The 14956-nt window shown below is 64.3% G+C and carries 18 protein-coding genes; 6 read left to right on the top strand and 12 right to left on the bottom strand.

Annotation, left to right across the window (positions count from 1 at the left end):
* Nucleotides 1–9: 9 nt before the first annotated feature.
* Entirely contained in the window at nt 10–486 is a 477-nt protein-coding gene (locus tag QCE83_RS24700; RefSeq protein WP_309817537.1) for a LuxR C-terminal-related transcriptional regulator, read from the bottom strand.
* Nucleotides 487–654: 168 nt separating this feature from the next.
* Between QCE83_RS24700 and csgH the strand changes: the two genes are divergently transcribed.
* Together csgH and QCE83_RS24690 are read left to right on the top strand one after the other, a co-directional pair.
* The gene (csgH, locus tag QCE83_RS24695; protein WP_309817535.1) at nt 655–966 is read left to right on the top strand and encodes a curli-like amyloid fiber formation chaperone CsgH; all 312 of its coding nucleotides are present in this window, start codon (nt 655–657) and stop codon (nt 964–966) included.
* A 137-nt stretch (nt 967–1103) separates the two neighbouring features.
* Nucleotides 1104–2210 carry a porin gene (locus QCE83_RS24690; protein ID WP_309817533.1) on the top strand — a complete coding sequence of 369 codons (1107 nt, stop codon included), beginning with the start codon at nt 1104–1106 and terminating at the stop codon, nt 2208–2210.
* A 5-nt stretch (nt 2211–2215) separates the two neighbouring features.
* On the opposite strand, the gene QCE83_RS24685 is transcribed toward QCE83_RS24690, so the two are convergent.
* On the bottom strand, nt 2216–2983 hold the full coding sequence (locus QCE83_RS24685; RefSeq protein WP_309817531.1) for an NAD(P)H-binding protein: 768 nt from the start codon (nt 2981–2983) through the stop codon (nt 2216–2218).
* A 103-nt stretch (nt 2984–3086) separates the two neighbouring features.
* On the opposite strand from QCE83_RS24685, the gene QCE83_RS24680 reads away from it, so the two are divergent.
* Nucleotides 3087–4553 (top strand): PLP-dependent aminotransferase family protein, encoded by a 1467-nt coding sequence (locus QCE83_RS24680; RefSeq protein ID WP_309817529.1) that lies wholly within the window; start codon nt 3087–3089, stop codon nt 4551–4553.
* Between the two features lie 10 nt (nt 4554–4563).
* Here QCE83_RS24680 and QCE83_RS24675 read toward each other — a convergent pair whose 3' ends face one another.
* The 7 genes from QCE83_RS24675 to QCE83_RS24645 form a co-directional block, all read right to left on the bottom strand.
* A complete protein-coding gene (locus tag QCE83_RS24675) occupies nt 4564–5181 on the bottom strand; it encodes an NAD(P)H-dependent oxidoreductase (protein ID WP_309817526.1) in 618 nt (205 codons plus the stop codon).
* The gene (locus QCE83_RS24670) at nt 5178–5642 is read right to left on the bottom strand and encodes a GNAT family N-acetyltransferase (protein WP_309817523.1); all 465 of its coding nucleotides are present in this window, start codon (nt 5640–5642) and stop codon (nt 5178–5180) included. The genes QCE83_RS24675 and QCE83_RS24670 overlap by 4 nt, the downstream gene beginning before the upstream one ends.
* A 78-nt stretch (nt 5643–5720) precedes the next feature.
* Nucleotides 5721–6389, bottom strand: a complete 669-nt coding sequence (locus tag QCE83_RS24665; protein WP_309817521.1) for an HAD family hydrolase — start codon at nt 6387–6389, stop codon at nt 5721–5723.
* Between the two features lie 54 nt (nt 6390–6443).
* Nucleotides 6444–7502, bottom strand: a complete 1059-nt coding sequence (locus tag QCE83_RS24660; RefSeq protein ID WP_309817519.1) for an FUSC family protein — start codon at nt 7500–7502, stop codon at nt 6444–6446.
* Nucleotides 7499–7648: a hypothetical protein gene (locus QCE83_RS24655; protein WP_309817517.1), complete on the bottom strand. Its 150-nt coding sequence runs from the start codon at nt 7646–7648 to the stop codon at nt 7499–7501. The genes QCE83_RS24660 and QCE83_RS24655 overlap by 4 nt, the downstream gene beginning before the upstream one ends.
* A gap of 10 nt (nt 7649–7658) precedes the next feature.
* On the bottom strand, nt 7659–9938 hold the full coding sequence (locus tag QCE83_RS24650) for an FdhF/YdeP family oxidoreductase (RefSeq protein WP_309817515.1): 2280 nt from the start codon (nt 9936–9938) through the stop codon (nt 7659–7661).
* 105 nt (nt 9939–10043) lie between these two features.
* A complete protein-coding gene (locus QCE83_RS24645; RefSeq protein ID WP_309817512.1) occupies nt 10044–10484 on the bottom strand; it encodes a DUF3597 domain-containing protein in 441 nt (146 codons plus the stop codon).
* A 171-nt stretch (nt 10485–10655) separates the two neighbouring features.
* Here QCE83_RS24645 and QCE83_RS24640 point away from each other — a divergent pair, with 171 nt between their 5' ends.
* On the top strand, nt 10656–10853 hold the full coding sequence (locus QCE83_RS24640) for a DUF2934 domain-containing protein (protein WP_309817510.1): 198 nt from the start codon (nt 10656–10658) through the stop codon (nt 10851–10853).
* A 46-nt stretch (nt 10854–10899) separates the two neighbouring features.
* Here QCE83_RS24640 and QCE83_RS24635 read toward each other — a convergent pair whose 3' ends face one another.
* Nucleotides 10900–11442: a hemerythrin domain-containing protein gene (locus QCE83_RS24635; RefSeq protein ID WP_309817508.1), complete on the bottom strand. Its 543-nt coding sequence runs from the start codon at nt 11440–11442 to the stop codon at nt 10900–10902.
* Between the two features lie 113 nt (nt 11443–11555).
* On the opposite strand from QCE83_RS24635, the gene QCE83_RS24630 reads away from it, so the two are divergent.
* The gene (locus QCE83_RS24630; protein ID WP_309817506.1) at nt 11556–12032 is read left to right on the top strand and encodes a hypothetical protein; all 477 of its coding nucleotides are present in this window, start codon (nt 11556–11558) and stop codon (nt 12030–12032) included.
* A gap of 44 nt (nt 12033–12076) precedes the next feature.
* Nucleotides 12077–12409 (top strand): DUF2322 family protein, encoded by a 333-nt coding sequence (locus QCE83_RS24625; protein WP_309817504.1) that lies wholly within the window; start codon nt 12077–12079, stop codon nt 12407–12409.
* A gap of 54 nt (nt 12410–12463) precedes the next feature.
* Here QCE83_RS24625 and QCE83_RS24620 read toward each other — a convergent pair whose 3' ends face one another.
* On the bottom strand, nt 12464–13816 hold the full coding sequence (locus tag QCE83_RS24620) for an MFS transporter (protein WP_309817500.1): 1353 nt from the start codon (nt 13814–13816) through the stop codon (nt 12464–12466).
* A gap of 142 nt (nt 13817–13958) precedes the next feature.
* A complete protein-coding gene (gene kdgD / locus QCE83_RS24615; RefSeq protein WP_309817498.1) occupies nt 13959–14876 on the bottom strand; it encodes a 5-dehydro-4-deoxyglucarate dehydratase in 918 nt (305 codons plus the stop codon).
* Nucleotides 14877–14956 lie beyond the last annotated feature (80 nt).

Genomic DNA, 14956 nt, shown 5'->3' with positions numbered 1-14956 from the left:
GCCGTTCACTCACATCACGATGCTCGCGAGCCGCATCAGTTCCGACTGACGCGAGCAGCAGGTTTTCTTGAGCGTCGCGGCGAGGTGCTTGCGTACGGTGGCCACCGAGAGACCGAGAATCGCGGCGCATTCGATCACGCTGTGGCCGCAGATCAGCTCGGACAGTACGCGCGCCTCCGCTTGCGAAAGCCGCAAGACGCTTTGCAGCGTGTCGACTTCCGGCCGACGGAAGATGTGACGTCGCTCGATCCGCAACACGGCGCGCGGCGGCGACGAGAACGAGATGTTCGCTTCCGGCGTGATCACGACATGCCATGCATGTCCCCACGTTCCCGGCAGCACGATTGCGCAGGGCATGCCGGGAACCAGCGCCTTCGCCAGCCTGGCGCGCAGTCCCTGATGTACGCCCGGGTCCTGATGCGTGAGCCGTCGATCACGAATCGACAGACCTGCGCCTTCCGTCAGAAGCGACGCCGCGTTCGACATCTGGCACCTGTACCCAGGCGTGCCTCTCGTGGCCTGACCCGGACGGCCATGCCCCCGGCTGTCCGGTCGATGTGTGTGTTTTTGCCCCGCGTGATCGGAGTGCGCTTCTGGCTTCGGCGCGCGGGGTGCTTTTTCGTCGCGGGGCGTTCCGCCGACAAGGAGTCAATCATGCTCGCGCTATCCGATGTCCTCGTTTCCTTCGATGTCGCTTCTGCCAATGGCGCGATTCGCGTGGTCCCGTATGTTGTCAGCGCAAGCGACGCCGATCTTGGTTATGACCTGCGCGTCTTTCGCTCGGGTGCATCGGGAACGTCGAATGTGGCTCAAATGGGCAGGCTGCAGTTGCGAGCAGGAGAGAGCCACGCGGTATCGACGCTGAAGGTATCGTCCGTCAAGGGCGATGTCTGCAAGGTCAGCATCACGCTGACGCAGGCCGGGCGCGTGATACGCACGTTCAGTACGGACTGCGGGACGCGTTAGGTTGATGTCCGAGGACAGTGATCGACCCAATGCCGGGTTGCACCAAATCCACCCCTCTCCCCTGGATAGTGCTATGTTCCCGTGAACCGTTGCCGTGCCCCGCCCGAGGACAGAATCAGAACGGAGACGCTTCGCTCATGAAACCGTACGTCTGGATCACCACCCCGCTCCTCCTGTTCGCCTCCACTACCTTTGCCCAGTCCACCGTCACGATGTACGGCCGCATCGACGGCGGCATCGAATACCTGAACCACATTGCGAACGGCGCCAACGGCAACGCCTCGCGCTGGAGCGCGGAAGGCGGCGACTGGGGCACCAGCATGTGGGGCTTGAAAGGCAACGAGGATCTGGGCGGCGGCCTGAGCGCGGTCTTCGATCTCGAAACGGCCATACAAATCATGAATGGCACGACCGGCGGCGGGCGCCTGTGGTCACGCCGCGCGTACGCGGGCCTGAACTCGACGACCTGGGGGCAAATCCAGGCGGGCCGCAATCTCTTCATCGACAGCGACGGCGTCTGGGAATTCGATCCGTTTGTCCAGGAAGCGGTGTCGTCGGCTTCGCTGGTGCGAGGCCGCAACTGGCAGCAGTCCAGCAATAACGTCGAGTACCACAGCCCGGTGTTCCATGGCATCGACGTGCAGGGGCAATATGCGTTTGGCAATCAGCCGGGCGCGTTCAATCGCGGCGCGCCGGGCGAGTTCGGCCGCTCCGACGGCATCATGCTGAGCTATCACTCGACGCTGCTCGACCTGCGCGGCATCTACGACGAACTCCGCAGCCAGGACGGCAAGCTCGACAACATCTTCCAGGCCTCACGCGAGTACTTCGTCGGCGCGAATCTGAAAGTGGACAAGTGGAAGGTGCAGGCGGCCTACACGCACTACGCCGCGCCCGACTCGCCGGCAGGCGTGGCCGACGGCGCCGATCACTACTGGCTCGGCGCCACCTATCAGGCAACGCCCGCATGGGCCGTCACGGCGGCGGGCTTCTACATTCACGTCGGCGCGGGCAGCGGCGACGCGGCGCACGATCCCGCGAGCCACGCCACCCTCTACGCGCTCGGCACGACCTACAACTTCACCAAGCGCACCTTCCTGTACGGCACGGTGGCCTACGTGCGCAACAGCGCAAACGGCACGTTCTCCGTCTTCGCGACGCCGCGCGACGCGTCCAGTCCCACCAGTCCGCTCGCGGGCGAATCGCAGACCGGCGCGTATGTCGGCATGATGCACATCTTCTAGACGCGTCAGGCCGTGGCGAGCGGCTTCAGGCGGGCGCGGTCGAGCCAGGCGCCGAGACTCGTGCGGCCATACCGCGCCGTGCCCGTCGGCACCAGCGAACGTTCCTTCATCACGCCGCCGAAGTAGGTGGCCTTGTCGTCGGCGATGACCCGGCGGGCATCGCGCACGGCTCGCAGGTAAGTGCCGATGAACGCATGCATCGCACCCTGCTCGGGGCCGGCGATATCCACGATGCCGTTCAGCGGCGCGCCCAGCGCGATCTCCGCGATGAGGGCCGTGACGTCGTCGGCGGCGATGGGCTGGAACTGATGCGGCGAGAGCCGCGCCGTGCCGTCGACGGTGCTCAGGTCGGCGATGGTGCCGAGGAACTCGAAGAACTGCGTGGCGCGCACGATCGAATACGGTACGCCTGATTCCGCGATCAGCTGTTCCTGCACGCACTTCGCCGCGTAGTACGCATTGCCTTCCATCCGGTCCACGCCGACGATCGACAGCACGACATGATGCTGCACGCCCGCATCGCGCTCGGCCTGAAGCAGGTTGCGCGTGGCGTCGCGGAAGAAGGCCATGACGGCTTCGCGGTCGTGCGTGGGCGGATTGGTCACGTCGATCACGACTTGCGCGCCGCGCAGCGCGTCGGCGAGGCCCGCGCCGGTGATGGCGTTGACGCCCGTGCTCGGCGATGCAGCGACGGCTTCATGACCCTTCTCGCGCAGCAAGGCCACGGCCTTCGCACCGATCAGCCCGGTCCCTCCGATGACGACGATCTTCATGACACACCTCGTTTGGTTCGTGAAAGTGAAGTCATTGTGTGACAATCATGTCTTAGCCAGAAGGGACAAGAATCATCATTTGGACTAGTCCAAGGATTTTGCCATGCGGAAACCGGAACAGGCGCTGAAGATCGACATTGACCGGCGCCATGCGCTGCCGGTCTACTTGCAGATCTGCGAGCGCTTCAAGGCCGCGATTGCAGCGGGACACCTGAAGCCGGGCGATCGCGTGCCCGCGCTGCGCGGTCTCGCCACGCAGCTGAACACGGCGCGCGGCACGGTGGAAATGGCCTACGACATTCTCGTCGACGAAGGCTATCTGCAGATGCGCGGCGCGGCGGGCACTTTCGTGTCGTCGTCGTTGCCGGCATCGGTGCTGAAGCCGGCCGCGCGTCGGGGGCGCGAGCGCACTGGCGTGCCGCGCGCGAAGCCGGCGCCGGCAGCCGGGCCCGGTCACGAAGCCCGGCCGCTGCGTCCCGGACTGCCCGCGCTCGATGCATTTCCTCGCAAGGTCTGGAGCCGCATCATCGCGCACCGGGCGCGCAGCGTGGATCTCGCTTCGCTGACCTATCCCGACCCGGCGGGCTTCGGGCCGCTGCGTGAGCGCATCGCGACGTATCTGGGCCTGTCGCGCGGCGTGGAGTGCGCGCCGGAACAGGTGTTCGTGACCAGCGGCTATCGCGCGTCGCTCGAACTCATCCTGCGCAGTCTCGCCAAACCGGACGACAGCGCGTGGTTCGAGGAACCCGGCTATTTCCTGGCGCGCGATTTCCTCGATCAGGCGGGGTTGAAGCTCGCGCCCGTGCCGGTGGATCGCGACGGGCTCGATGTCGATGCCGGACAGGCGCTCGCTCCGCACGCGCGCTTTGCCATCGTGACGCCTTCGCACCAGAGTCCGCTCGGCGCCACCCTCTCGCTGGCGCGCCGCATGAAGTTGCTCGAATGGGCGGGACGGGCGGGCAGTTGGATCATCGAGGACGACTACGACAGCGAGTTCCGCTATGCCGGGCGGCCGTTGCCCGCGCTGAAGAGCCTGGACGTCGACGACCGCGTGATCTATTGCGGCACCTTCAGCAAGGTGTTGTTCCCCGGCTTGCGGCTGTCCTACGTGGTGGCGCCCGAGCGGGCCATGGCGTGCTTCGCGCAGCTCACGACGAGCATGAACGCAGGACCGCCTTACCTGTTGCAGGCGGCGGTCGCGGACTTCATCGCGCAAGGGCATTTCGCGCGGCATCTGAAGCGCATGCGCGCGCTCTACGCGGAGCGCCGCGAGGTCTGCGCACGGGCGCTGGAGAAGGCGTTCGGCGACAGGGTGCACATCGAGCGGCCCGCGGGCGGCATGCATCTCGCGATGCTGTTCAACAGCGGCCGCACCGGTCCCGTCGATGATGGCGCCATCGTCGCTCGCGCGCAGGAAGCGGGGCTGGGGGTGAGCGCGCTGTCGTCGTGGCATATCGGCGCGCGCACGAAGCGCACGTTGCGCGGCGTGGTGCTGGGTTTCGCGAACGTCGCCGACGAAGCCGAAGCGGCACGCCTCGCGCGCCTGCTGCGGCGCGCTTATGACGGTTGAGCCTATTGAGCTATTGGGTGATGACGTGGTCGGACGTGAAGAGGACGTGTTGCTCGAATTCCTCGCGTGCCGCTTCGAGCGCTTCCGTCACGGCTTCGCCGCCGCGCACGAGACCTTGCAGCAGCAGGAAATGCACGCTCGTCACGCCGATGCAACCCAGCGCATAACGCAGGTAAGGCGTCAGGAAATCCTGTTGCAACGCATGCTCGCCGCGGTGATGGCCGCCCGATCCGACGATGACGAATGCAGGCCGGTCGCGCATCAGCCCGACCTTGCCTTGCGGCGTCGACGCGAAGGTGCGATGAATGCGCAGCACATAATCGATCCACAGCTTGAGCGCGGCGGGCACCGTGAAGTTGTGCATCGGCGTGTTGATGATGAGCACGTCGGTGATCTCGATTTCGCGGATCAATTCTTCTGAGATGTCGAAGTGACGCGTGTCCGGCTCGCGCGACGTGATGGCGCGCGCGTAATCGACGGTGACCGGCGGCAGCGGCTGCGCCGCGAGGTCGCGCTCGACAATGTGCACGCGCGCACGCCTGCCCAGCTTGCCGATCATGTCGAGCGCCAGCCGGTAGCCGTGGCTCGCTGCGCTGTGCGGGCTTGCGTTGATGAACAGTACTTTCATTGCGCGGCCTCCTCGTGGGTGGAGTGCAATGGCTCGACGAAATGCATGCCTCGCGCGAGCAAACCGTTGCGGAAATAGAAGCGCTGTGCGAGCGCCATGTGCAGACCGGTATCGAGTACGAGATGCGCGCACTCCGAGCGGCGCGCAATGTCGCGTACCTGATCGATCAACTGCGCACCGACGCCGCTGCGTTGCAGCCGTGCGGTGACGACGAGATCGTCGACATAGAGGAAGCGTCCGTACAGCGTGTTCGTCTGCAAGCGATAGCCGGCGAGACCGAGGATAACGCCATTTGCATCGCAGGCGGCCAGCAGGCGATAGCGCTCTTCGCGTTGAGCCTGCATGCGCGTGACGAACGCAGCGGCGTCCGTCAAATGCGGGCGCAATTCCTTCATGACCGGAAAGGCGCGGGCCCATTCGTCGGGTGAATCGAGATGCCGGAAATCGAGTGTCGTGTTCATGCGTGCTCTCCACGTTGCATGATTTACACGATACCGGCTCGATGACTCAGTCAGAAGGGCCAAGAATCGGACAATGGACTAGTCCATGGCTTTGAGCGGCGAGGCGTCGAATCGGGCCAGCAAGCCTGCAGGACCCGTATAGACGTCGATGCAGCCGGCCTCTCTCAGCGATGCCTCCGAAAAGCCGCCCGCCAGCACCCCGATCGTGCGCACGCCCGTTCGCCCGGCAGCCTGGGCATCGTAGGGCGAGTCGCCGATGGCAATGGCTTCGTCGGCCTGCACGCCGAGTTTTTGCAGCGCGGTCTGGAACACATCGGGATCGGGCTTCGAGCGTTCCACGTCTTCGGACGACACAGCGACGTCGAACCGGTCCGCCACGCCGGCGATGTCGAGATATACCTGAAGCTCGTCCTTCTTCGCCGACGATCCCACGGCCAGCTTCGTGCCCTGATCGCTCAGCCGCTGCAACAGCGCGGGCACCGCCGAGAACGGTCGTACGAGCGACAGGTAACGCGCCTTGAAATGCTTGCCGCGCCACGCTTCGAGCGCCTCGCCATGATCGCGGATCTGGTCCTCGGAAAGAAACACCGGCAACAGCTTGTCGCCGCCCTTGCCGATCTGGCTGCGCGCCTCGTTGACACCGACATCGTGTCCGAAGTGCTTGAATGCTTCATGCCACGCCAGGGCGTGCAGGTCCACGGAATCGACCAGGGTTCCGTCTATATCGAAGATGGCGGCGCGTAACATGATTCCTCCGTTCGGTGTCGATACCGACGCGAGCATGTTGCATGCCGTCGCACGCTAGGAATGAAAGCGCGTTTCGAGCACCCGGCCGATGTTCGCCAGATTCGACTCGATCTGCTCCAGCGCGAACGTCAGTGTGGAGAGTCGCTGGACGCGCGGCGAATCCGGCGGGCATGACGCAATGATGTGCGAAAAGCTCGCCTTGATGGCCGCGGTGGCGTCGTGGAGCGGCGTGAGAAAACGCTCGGTCGGCGGTTGCGTTTGGGTGTCGCGCAGCCATCCGGCAAGAGCTTCCAGATAAGCGCCGGCGCAATCGCTGACGGTGCGGATGTGCCCGGCCGACGACTCCCGCTCGGACGCCGACAGTCCCTCCTGCACCTGTCCCGCGCGATCGAGCAGCACCAGTCCATGCCACAGCGTCTCGAAGGCATTGAGCGCGGCGTTGAGCGTGGGGCCGGTCGCGAAACGGGCGCGCACACGAGTCTCCGAGCAGACCGCGCGAGCGTCGACAAGATGGCGCAGGAAGCGTTCATGCAGCGCGTCCACGGTCTGCCGGTCTTCGGCGGGATGCAGGATCGGCAGCGTGGCGAGCAGCGTGCGGCAGTCGTCGAGCAGTTCGGCCATGATGTCGAACGCGCGCGAGCGGGCCAGTTGCGGCCACACGCTCACCGACACCGCAATGCCGATGGCCGACCCCAGCACAATGGCTTCCGCGCGCGAGAAGGCGCCGTCGATGCTCATCGACGGTTCCAGCGCCAGCGCCGCCGCCACGACGATGCTGTAGTTGGTGGTGGGGAAGAGCGTGGCGCCGAGGCAGGTGACGAGCGTGGCGAGCGCGAGGCGCGGCAAGGTTGCATCGGCACCTGGAAAGAAGTGCAACGCCGCGAGGCCGACCGCCGTACCCACGGCCGCGCCGACCATCTGGCCGACGCCATGTTTCAGGCTGCGGTCGAAATTCACTTGCAGTGTGAAGAGGCTCGCAAAGACGCCCCACGTCAGGTTCGATGACGCGACGAATTGCATGCAGCCATAGGCCAGCCCGCTCGCGATGAGCGACTGCACGCACATGCGCAGTGCGTCGAAGCGGCCGATCCGCCTCCTAACCTTCGTTTTCACGCGGGTTTGGGCTTCGGATCCGGTTCGGCTTCCGTCGCGGTGCCGGTCTTGCCGTTGCTGCGGTTCACGATGTCGCCGGTTTCACCGAGCACGTCGTCGAGGTCGTCGCTGTCGTCGTCGGGGGGAGTGGGGGTTTCATTCATCATGGTCAGGCCTTCAAATGACGCGCACCGGGATGGACTTCGCACCCGGCACCTTGCTTTCCTTGGCGTAGTGCCACAGCGGCAGCAGCACATTGCACTCTGGAAAATATCCGCCGATGCACCCCTCCGGAATGTCATACGCCTTCACATGGAGCCCGCCGAGCCGCCGGTCGAAGCCATCGTCCGAGAGCGTCTGCAAGGTGATTTCCTGACCTTCCTGCAACTGGCGCTTCGCCATGTCGGCCTGATTCATCAGGATCACCATGCGCGTATCCTTCACGCCCCTGAAGCGGTCGTCGAGGCTGTAGATGGTCGTGTTGAACTGGCTGTCGCTGCGCAGGGTCATCAGGCGCAGCGCGTCCGGCGTGGTCTCCGGCATGTCCGGATCCTCGCCCAACGACTCAGGCACAAGAAAACCCGCCTTGCCGGACTTGGTCTTCCAGACGCGCTCGCGCGCCGGCAACGGTCGATGAAAGCCACCCGGCTGCCACATGCGCGCGTTGAAGTCATGGAAGATGTCGGGATAGGTCGTGGCGATCTCGTTCCGCACGATAGCGTAATCGTCGCGCCACGCATCCCAGTCCACCGTCGAACGCGCGCCGAGCGCCGCCTTCGCGATGCCCGCCACGATGAACGGCTCCGAGCGCGTGTCGTCGCTGCCGGGTTCGGTCACACCCCGCGAGCCGTGCATGCAGCCGGTGCTGTCTTCCATCGAAACGGCTTGTTCGCCGCTGGCCTGACGATCGATTTCGATGCGGCTCAAACACGGCAACAGGTACGCGTTCCTACCGTTGACGAGGTGACTGCGGTTAAGCTTGGTCGCCACGTTCACTGTCAGTTGCAGCTTGCTCCACGCGGGTTCGATGCGACTGCGGTCGGGCACGGAGCGCACGAGATTGCCGCCCAGATTCAGCACCGCGCTGACCTTGCCTTCGAGCATGGCTTCGAATGCCTCGACCGTGTTCATGCCTTTGTCGCGCGGCGGCTCGAAGGAAAACTGCTTCGCCAGCTGATCCAGTGGCGCGAGTTCCGGCTTCTCCGTCACGCCGACCGTGCGTTGTCCCTGCACGTTCGAATGCCCGCGAATCGGCGAAGGCCCGGCGCCCGGCTTGCCGATATTGCCGCGCAGAAGCAGCAGGTTGCACACCATGCGCACGTTCTGCACGCCGAGCCGGTGCTGGGTCAGCCCCATGCCGTAGTGAACCATGACGGCGTTGGCGTGCATGTATTCGTCGGCGGCTTCGAGCAGGGCGGTGCGTGGCAGGCCGCTGACGCGTTCGATGTCGCGCCAATCGGTGCTGCGTGCATGGGCGGCGAAATCGTCGAAGCCGGTCGTGTGCTGCTCGATGAACTCGACATCGATCTTGCGCGGCCGGCCTTCGGCCTGGGCGCGATCGTCGGCTTCGATGACGGCCTTGCAGATACCCAAAATTGCAGCCGTGTCGCCGCCATTTTTCAGTTGATGGTATTGGGTGCTGATGCGCGTCTCGGCAGGCGTCAGCATCTGCACTGGCGATTGCGGATTCGCGAAGGACACGAGCCCCGGCTCGCGCAGCGGATTGAACGTGATGATCGGCACGCCGCGTTTGCGGGCGTCCTGGAGCTGATGCAGCATGCGCGGACTGTTGGTGCCAACGTTCTGGCCGAAGAAGAACATCAGGTCGGTCTTCTCGAAGTCGTCCAGCACGATGGTGCCGACGCCCACGCCAATTGCTTCCGTCAATCCCACGCTGGTGCTTTCGTGACACATGTTCGAACTGTCGGGCAGGTTATTGCAGCCGTACATGCGCGCGAACAACTGGAACATATAAGCCGTTTCGAGCGACGCACGACCGGACGTGTAGAACACGACGCTTCGGGGATCCAGCGCGCGCATCTCCCGGCCGATTTCCTCGAACGCCTGTTCCCAACTGATCTCGATGTACTTGTCGGTGGCGTGGTCGTACTTCATCGGCGCGGTGAGCCGGCCGGCATCCTCGAGATCGTGGTCGTGCCAGTCGAGCATTTCGGTTACGGTGTGGAGGTCAAAAAATTCTGGCGTGATCCGTTTCGAGGTCGTGTCCCAGGCAGTGGCCTTTGCGCCGCTCTCGCAGAATTCGAAGGTGTGAGGATGGGCGGGCTTGGCCCACGAACAACTGACGCAGGCGAAGCCCTCGGGTTTGTTCTGTTTGAGCAGAATGGGGCCGCCCTTCAGGGCGACTTTCTCTTTCGTGACGATCTGGGTCACGGCCCTGAGCGAGCCCCATCCGCCGGATGCGAAAGGGTAACTGGAAGGCTTGTCGGGGAGTGTCATGGTGGAATCCGAGGCGTGGAGCGGTTCAAGCATGCAACAGCAATGTGCGTTCCATTCGTCGGATGCCAAGCCAGGCGGCCACGTGTGCCGCCTGTACCCCGCAAATTACTTCAGGTCGTCGGGCACCTTGCCGCCGTTTTCGGCCAGCTTCTGCATCACTTGCTTGTGCAGCCACATGTTCATGGCGGCAGAGTCTTCCGTGTTGCCGCTGTAGTGCAGTTCAGTCGCCAGTTCCTTGCGCGCGGCGAGGCTGCTATCGAGGCCGAGCAGTTTCATCAGATCGACGATTGATGTACGCCAGTTGAGTTGCTCGCTGTGGCTCGACTGCATTTGCGTGAGCACGGCTTCCACGTCGACCGGTTGCTGCGGCGGTGCGGACTGCACGGGCGTGGACGCGGCAGTCGACGTGGTGGGTGCAGCAGCAGCGCCTCCCGCAACGCTGGAGGGTGGCGTCGCCGAACCGGGTTGCGCCGGTTGATTGGGCGTCGCGGTTGCGTTGTCGTGGTGCCCGAAAATCTTGCCCATGATTGAAGAGAAAATGCTCATGACGCCTCCTTTTTAAACAGACGATAGGGGCTTGTCATGGCGCAAGCGTCATGCCGGATTCGCCTGCGCAATTACGCCTGCGAGGGCACGGCGGTTGCTAATGCGAGTGAGCATCTGGAACGCCCCGGCAAGCGCCAGGCGGATCCGTCATCGTGTTACTGGGAGACTGTCATGGAAGATCAGAAAGAGCAGGACCGGATTCGTCGCCGTGCTTATGAGATCTGGGAGCGTGAAGGCAGCCCCGATGGCCGTGCCGAGGAATTCTGGGAGCAGGCCAAGACCTCGCTGGAGGAGGAAGACGCGCAGGGAACGGTGGTAACGCCTGCGGTGGCGTCGGAAGGCGCCGCTGTTTCTTCGGCGGCGAAATAACGGTAACGCCGGTCCTCTCGCAAGAGGACCGGCGCGCAGCGCGGGATCAATGCAGACGCAAGGTGTTGTCGCCGGCGTCCTTCGGGATCTTTGCCTCCAGTTCTTCCTTGCGCTTCATTATCTTGCCGCCGAGTTCTTCAAGATCGGCTCCCGACTTGCGCAGGTTCGGGAAGAGCTCCGACTCCTCTTCCTCGATGTGGTGATTCACCATCTCGCTCAGCACCTTGAAGGTCGCGTCGAAACCTTTATCGCCGGGCTTCAGCGTGGCGAACTTTTCGATCAGCACCTTGACCAGGAAGTGCTCCACATAAGCTTCTTCGACGTCCGGCCTTTCGTCTTCCGGCAGTGCTTTTTGTGCTGCCGGATAGAGCAGTTCTTCCTCGATCATTGCGTGCACCGTCAGCTCCTCGCACGCGCGGCGGACCAGCGTGCCCTTTGCGTCCAGATCGTTGTCGCCTGCCTTCTCGAATGCATCGAACAACTTCTGCACGGCGCGGTGATCCTCGGTGAGCAGCTTCGTGGCGTCGACACTGCGCGCCGGCTTGGCCGATGCAGTCGTGCTCGAACTCATCTGGGTATCTCGGGACATGGTGATCTCCGGTTATTGAGGGGTTCCGGTATTGAGCAAAGTGCGGACCAGGGTGTCACGAATGACTTGGAACACGCGATGCTCAAGTCCTCTCGTCACCCGAGGAGCGAATCATGAGAGTTTCCGCCGATCAACTGCTTGTCCGCGCCCTGTGCTCGGGCTCGGCCGCCGGACTTGCGTCGGCGAGTGCGGCTTCGACCGGCGCGGTGCGCGCGGGTCACGGCGCGAGCGCGGCGCTCAATGCCGTCACGCATTGCTTGTGGCGCGACGCACAACGGCAACAGACGTTCAGCATCAAGTACACCGCGCTCGGCGCAGGCATTCACATGGGCAGTGCAGTGTTCTGGGGCGTGCTGTTCGAGGCGCTCTGTCCGCGGCGCGCCGGCCCTGTGGGCATTGTTGCCGCTGCCGGGGCCAGCGCGCTTGTCGCTTATGTCGTCGACTATCACGTCGTGCCGAAGCGCGTGACGCCGGGCTTCGAAGTGCATCTCCCGAAACGTTCGCTGGCGATGACTTACGTCGCGCTCGCTGCAGGCTTCGCGATTGCCGCGCTGGTCAGGATGCCGCGGGCTCGCCCGACGATCGGCTAAGATACTGCGCCCCAGCTTTTGACTTCTAACGTGGAGTGCATTCCGTGATTCAACCGAGCAACGTCTTCAAGGACAACCTCGCCCAACTGCCCGCCATCGACGGCATCGAGCGCATCGATCTCGTGGACGGCGCGGGCAATGTGGTGGCGAGCATCGAGAACAAGCCGGGCAAGCAGGGCTCGCTCGCGGTGTATCACTACGTGCAGCAAGCGTTCGGGACGCTCGACGCCCGCGCCGCCGAGCACGCACTCGCCGTGTTCGCCGAACACACCGCCGACGCGCGCAGCCGTCCCGGCGCGCATCCGAATGTGGACCGTCTGCTGGCGATCGTCGAAGGCGGCGAGGCATTGCGTATCGACGTGATTCGCGCGGCCTGAAAAAACAAAAGCCCGTTCTGTCGCAAACAGAACGGGCTTTTTGCCTGAAGAGACTTAAACCTTCAGTTCCACGCGCCTGATGTCCTTCACGATCACGAGATAGCTGAACACGGTCACCAGCGCGTTGATGCCGACGAACGCCAGCGCGCCGTTGAACGAGCCGGTCTTTGCGACGAGATAGCCGATCACGATCGGCGTCACGATCCCGGCGACGTTGCCGAACATGTTGAAGATCGATCCCGACAGCCCGATCGCTTCCTTCGGCGACGTATCCGCCACCACGGCCCAGCCCAGCGCGCCGATGCCCTTGCCGAAGAACGCCAGCGACATCAGCGCGACCACGAGCCAGTCCGTGTCCACGTAGTTGCAGCCGATGATGCACGACGACAGCAGCATGCCGCCGACGATCGGCAGCTTGCGCGCCACCGTCAGCGATGTGCCGCGGCGCAGCAGCGCATCGGAGATGACGCCGCCGAGCACGCCGCCCGCGAAGCCGCAGATGGCCGGCAGCGACGCGACGAAACCCGCCTTCAGGATCGTCATGTGCCGCGCCTGGACGAGGTAGATCGGGAACCACGTCAGGAAGAAGTACGTCAGCACGTTGATGCAGTACTGCGCGAGATAGACGCCCAGCAGCATCCGGTTGGTCAGCAGTTGTTTGACGACCGGCCAGCCGATCTGCCCGGACTTCGCGGCGCCGCCCGCCGAGCCGCGCCGATGACCGTGCACCAGCCCGCCGCCTTCCTCGATGTAGTCGAGTTCCTGCCGGTTGACGCGCGGATGGTCGGCGGGATTCTTCATCACCGAGAGCCACGTCAGCGCGAGCAGCAAGCCCGCGATGCCCATCACGATATAGACGTGATGCCAGCCGAATGCGTGCGTGAGCCAGGCCATCAACGGCGTGAACACGACGGCCGCGAAATACTGCGCCGAGTTGAAAATCGCCGATGCCGTGCCGCGCTCCTTCGTCGGGAACCAGCTGGCGACCACTTTTGCGTTGGCCGGGAACGCGGGCGCTTCAGCCGCGCCCATCATGAAACGCAGCGCGAACAGCGCCGTGACGGCGGTCGCCGCGCTGCCCAGCAAGCCGATGGAGCTCTGCAGCAGTGTGAACAGCGACCACAGGAAGATGCTCGCCGCATACACGCGCCGCGCGCCGAAGCGGTCGAGCAGCCAGCCGGCCGGCAGCTGCGACAGCACGTACGCCCAGCTGAAGGCCGAGAAGATGTAGCCCATGCGGATGGCGTCGAAGCCGAATTCGGCACGCATCGCCGAGCCGGTGACCGAGAGGGTCGCGCGGTCGGCGTAGTTGAAGGTCGTGATCACGAAGATCAGCAACAGAATGAGATAGCGCGTCTTGCTGCGCTTCATGAGGTCCGCGGGATTCGCGGCGCGGCTCATCGACATGAACGTCCCCTTGCTTCGATTGGGCACTGCGCGGATTCAGGCGTGCCGATACACGGAGGGCCGCTCGCGCGGCCCTCGTCGGCGAAGCGTCCGGCCATGCCGCGCTTCGCCTGTCTGCTTGTACTTCCGCTGCAACGTGGAGTTACTGCGCGCCGAGCTTCTTGATGAGCGCGTCGAGCTGCTCCATTTCCTCGCCCGTGAGGTCCGTCAGCGGCGCGCGCACCGGGCCCGCGTCGTGGCCGACCAGCTTCGCGCCGGCCTTGACGATCGACACGGCATAACCGGCCTTGCGATTGCGGATCTTCAGGTACGGCAGGAAGAATTCGTCGATCAGGCGGCCGGTGGTCGCGTGGTCGTCGGCTGCGATGGCGCGGTAGAACTCCATCGCCGTCTTCGGAATGAAGTTGAACACCGCCGACGAGTACACCGGCACGCCCAGCGCCTTGTATGCCGCTGCGTAGACTTCGGCCGTCGGCAGGCCGCCGAGGTACGAGAAGCGCTCGCCCAGGCGGCGGCGGATGGTGACCATGTTCTCGATTTCGCCGACGCCGTCCTTGAAGCCGATCAGATTCGGGCAGCGTTCCGCCAGTTGCTCCAGCATGTCCGCGTTGAGCTTCGAGTTGGCGCGGTTGTAGATGATGACGCCCATGTTCGGCACGGCGCGGCACACTTCCTCGGCGTGCGCGCGGATGCCGTCCTGCGAGGCTTCCGTCAGGTAGTGCGGCATCAGCAGGATGCCCTGCGCGCCTTGCTTCTCGGCTTCCTGCGCGAACGCGATGGCCGTGCGCGTCGGACCGCCCGCGCCCGCCAGGATGGGCACCTTGCCGCGGCACACTTCGGTGGCCGTCTTCACGATCTGCGAGTATTCGGGTTGCGTCAGCGAGAAGAACTCGCCCGTGCCGCCCGCGACGAACAGCGCGGACGCACCATACGGAGCCAGCCATTCGAGGCGCTGCGCGTAGGTGTCGGCGCGGAAGTTGCCTTGATTGTCGAAGTCGGTGACGGGGAAGGAGAGCAGGCCTTCGGAAACGATGTGCTTCAGTTCTTGCGGAGTCGTCATGAGAATGTCCGTTGAGCGGCGACCGGCGGTTGCCGAGCTTATAAGTCATCGTACAACATAGGATGACCGTCGACAACGGG

The organism is Caballeronia sp. LZ034LL, assembly GCF_031451215.1.
Lineage (GTDB): Bacteria > Pseudomonadota > Gammaproteobacteria > Burkholderiales > Burkholderiaceae > Caballeronia.
This window is presented reverse-complemented; position numbering and strand designations above follow the sequence as displayed.

Coding starts and splice junctions, on each gene's coding strand:
- QCE83_RS24635 (WP_309817508.1), bottom strand. CDS start 11,442: ATGTCCCGAGATACCCAGATGAGTTCGAGCACGACTGCATCGGCCAAG.
- QCE83_RS24620 (WP_309817500.1), bottom strand. CDS start 13,816: ATGTCGATGAGCCGCGCCGCGAATCCCGCGGACCTCATGAAGCGCAGC.
- QCE83_RS24665 (WP_309817521.1), bottom strand. CDS start 6,389: ATGTTACGCGCCGCCATCTTCGATATAGACGGAACCCTGGTCGATTCC.
- QCE83_RS24640 (WP_309817510.1), top strand. CDS start 10,656: ATGGAAGATCAGAAAGAGCAGGACCGGATTCGTCGCCGTGCTTATGAG.
- QCE83_RS24675 (WP_309817526.1), bottom strand. CDS start 5,181: ATGAAAGTACTGTTCATCAACGCAAGCCCGCACAGCGCAGCGAGCCAC.
- QCE83_RS24650 (WP_309817515.1), bottom strand. CDS start 9,938: ATGACACTCCCCGACAAGCCTTCCAGTTACCCTTTCGCATCCGGCGGA.
- QCE83_RS24630 (WP_309817506.1), top strand. CDS start 11,556: ATGAGAGTTTCCGCCGATCAACTGCTTGTCCGCGCCCTGTGCTCGGGC.
- QCE83_RS24690 (WP_309817533.1), top strand. CDS start 1,104: ATGAAACCGTACGTCTGGATCACCACCCCGCTCCTCCTGTTCGCCTCC.
- QCE83_RS24700 (WP_309817537.1), bottom strand. CDS start 486: ATGTCGAACGCGGCGTCGCTTCTGACGGAAGGCGCAGGTCTGTCGATT.
- QCE83_RS24685 (WP_309817531.1), bottom strand. CDS start 2,983: ATGAAGATCGTCGTCATCGGAGGGACCGGGCTGATCGGTGCGAAGGCC.
- QCE83_RS24645 (WP_309817512.1), bottom strand. CDS start 10,484: ATGAGCATTTTCTCTTCAATCATGGGCAAGATTTTCGGGCACCACGAC.
- kdgD (WP_309817498.1), bottom strand. CDS start 14,876: ATGACGACTCCGCAAGAACTGAAGCACATCGTTTCCGAAGGCCTGCTC.
- QCE83_RS24680 (WP_309817529.1), top strand. CDS start 3,087: ATGCGGAAACCGGAACAGGCGCTGAAGATCGACATTGACCGGCGCCAT.
- csgH (WP_309817535.1), top strand. CDS start 655: ATGCTCGCGCTATCCGATGTCCTCGTTTCCTTCGATGTCGCTTCTGCC.
- QCE83_RS24655 (WP_309817517.1), bottom strand. CDS start 7,648: ATGATGAATGAAACCCCCACTCCCCCCGACGACGACAGCGACGACCTC.
- QCE83_RS24670 (WP_309817523.1), bottom strand. CDS start 5,642: ATGAACACGACACTCGATTTCCGGCATCTCGATTCACCCGACGAATGG.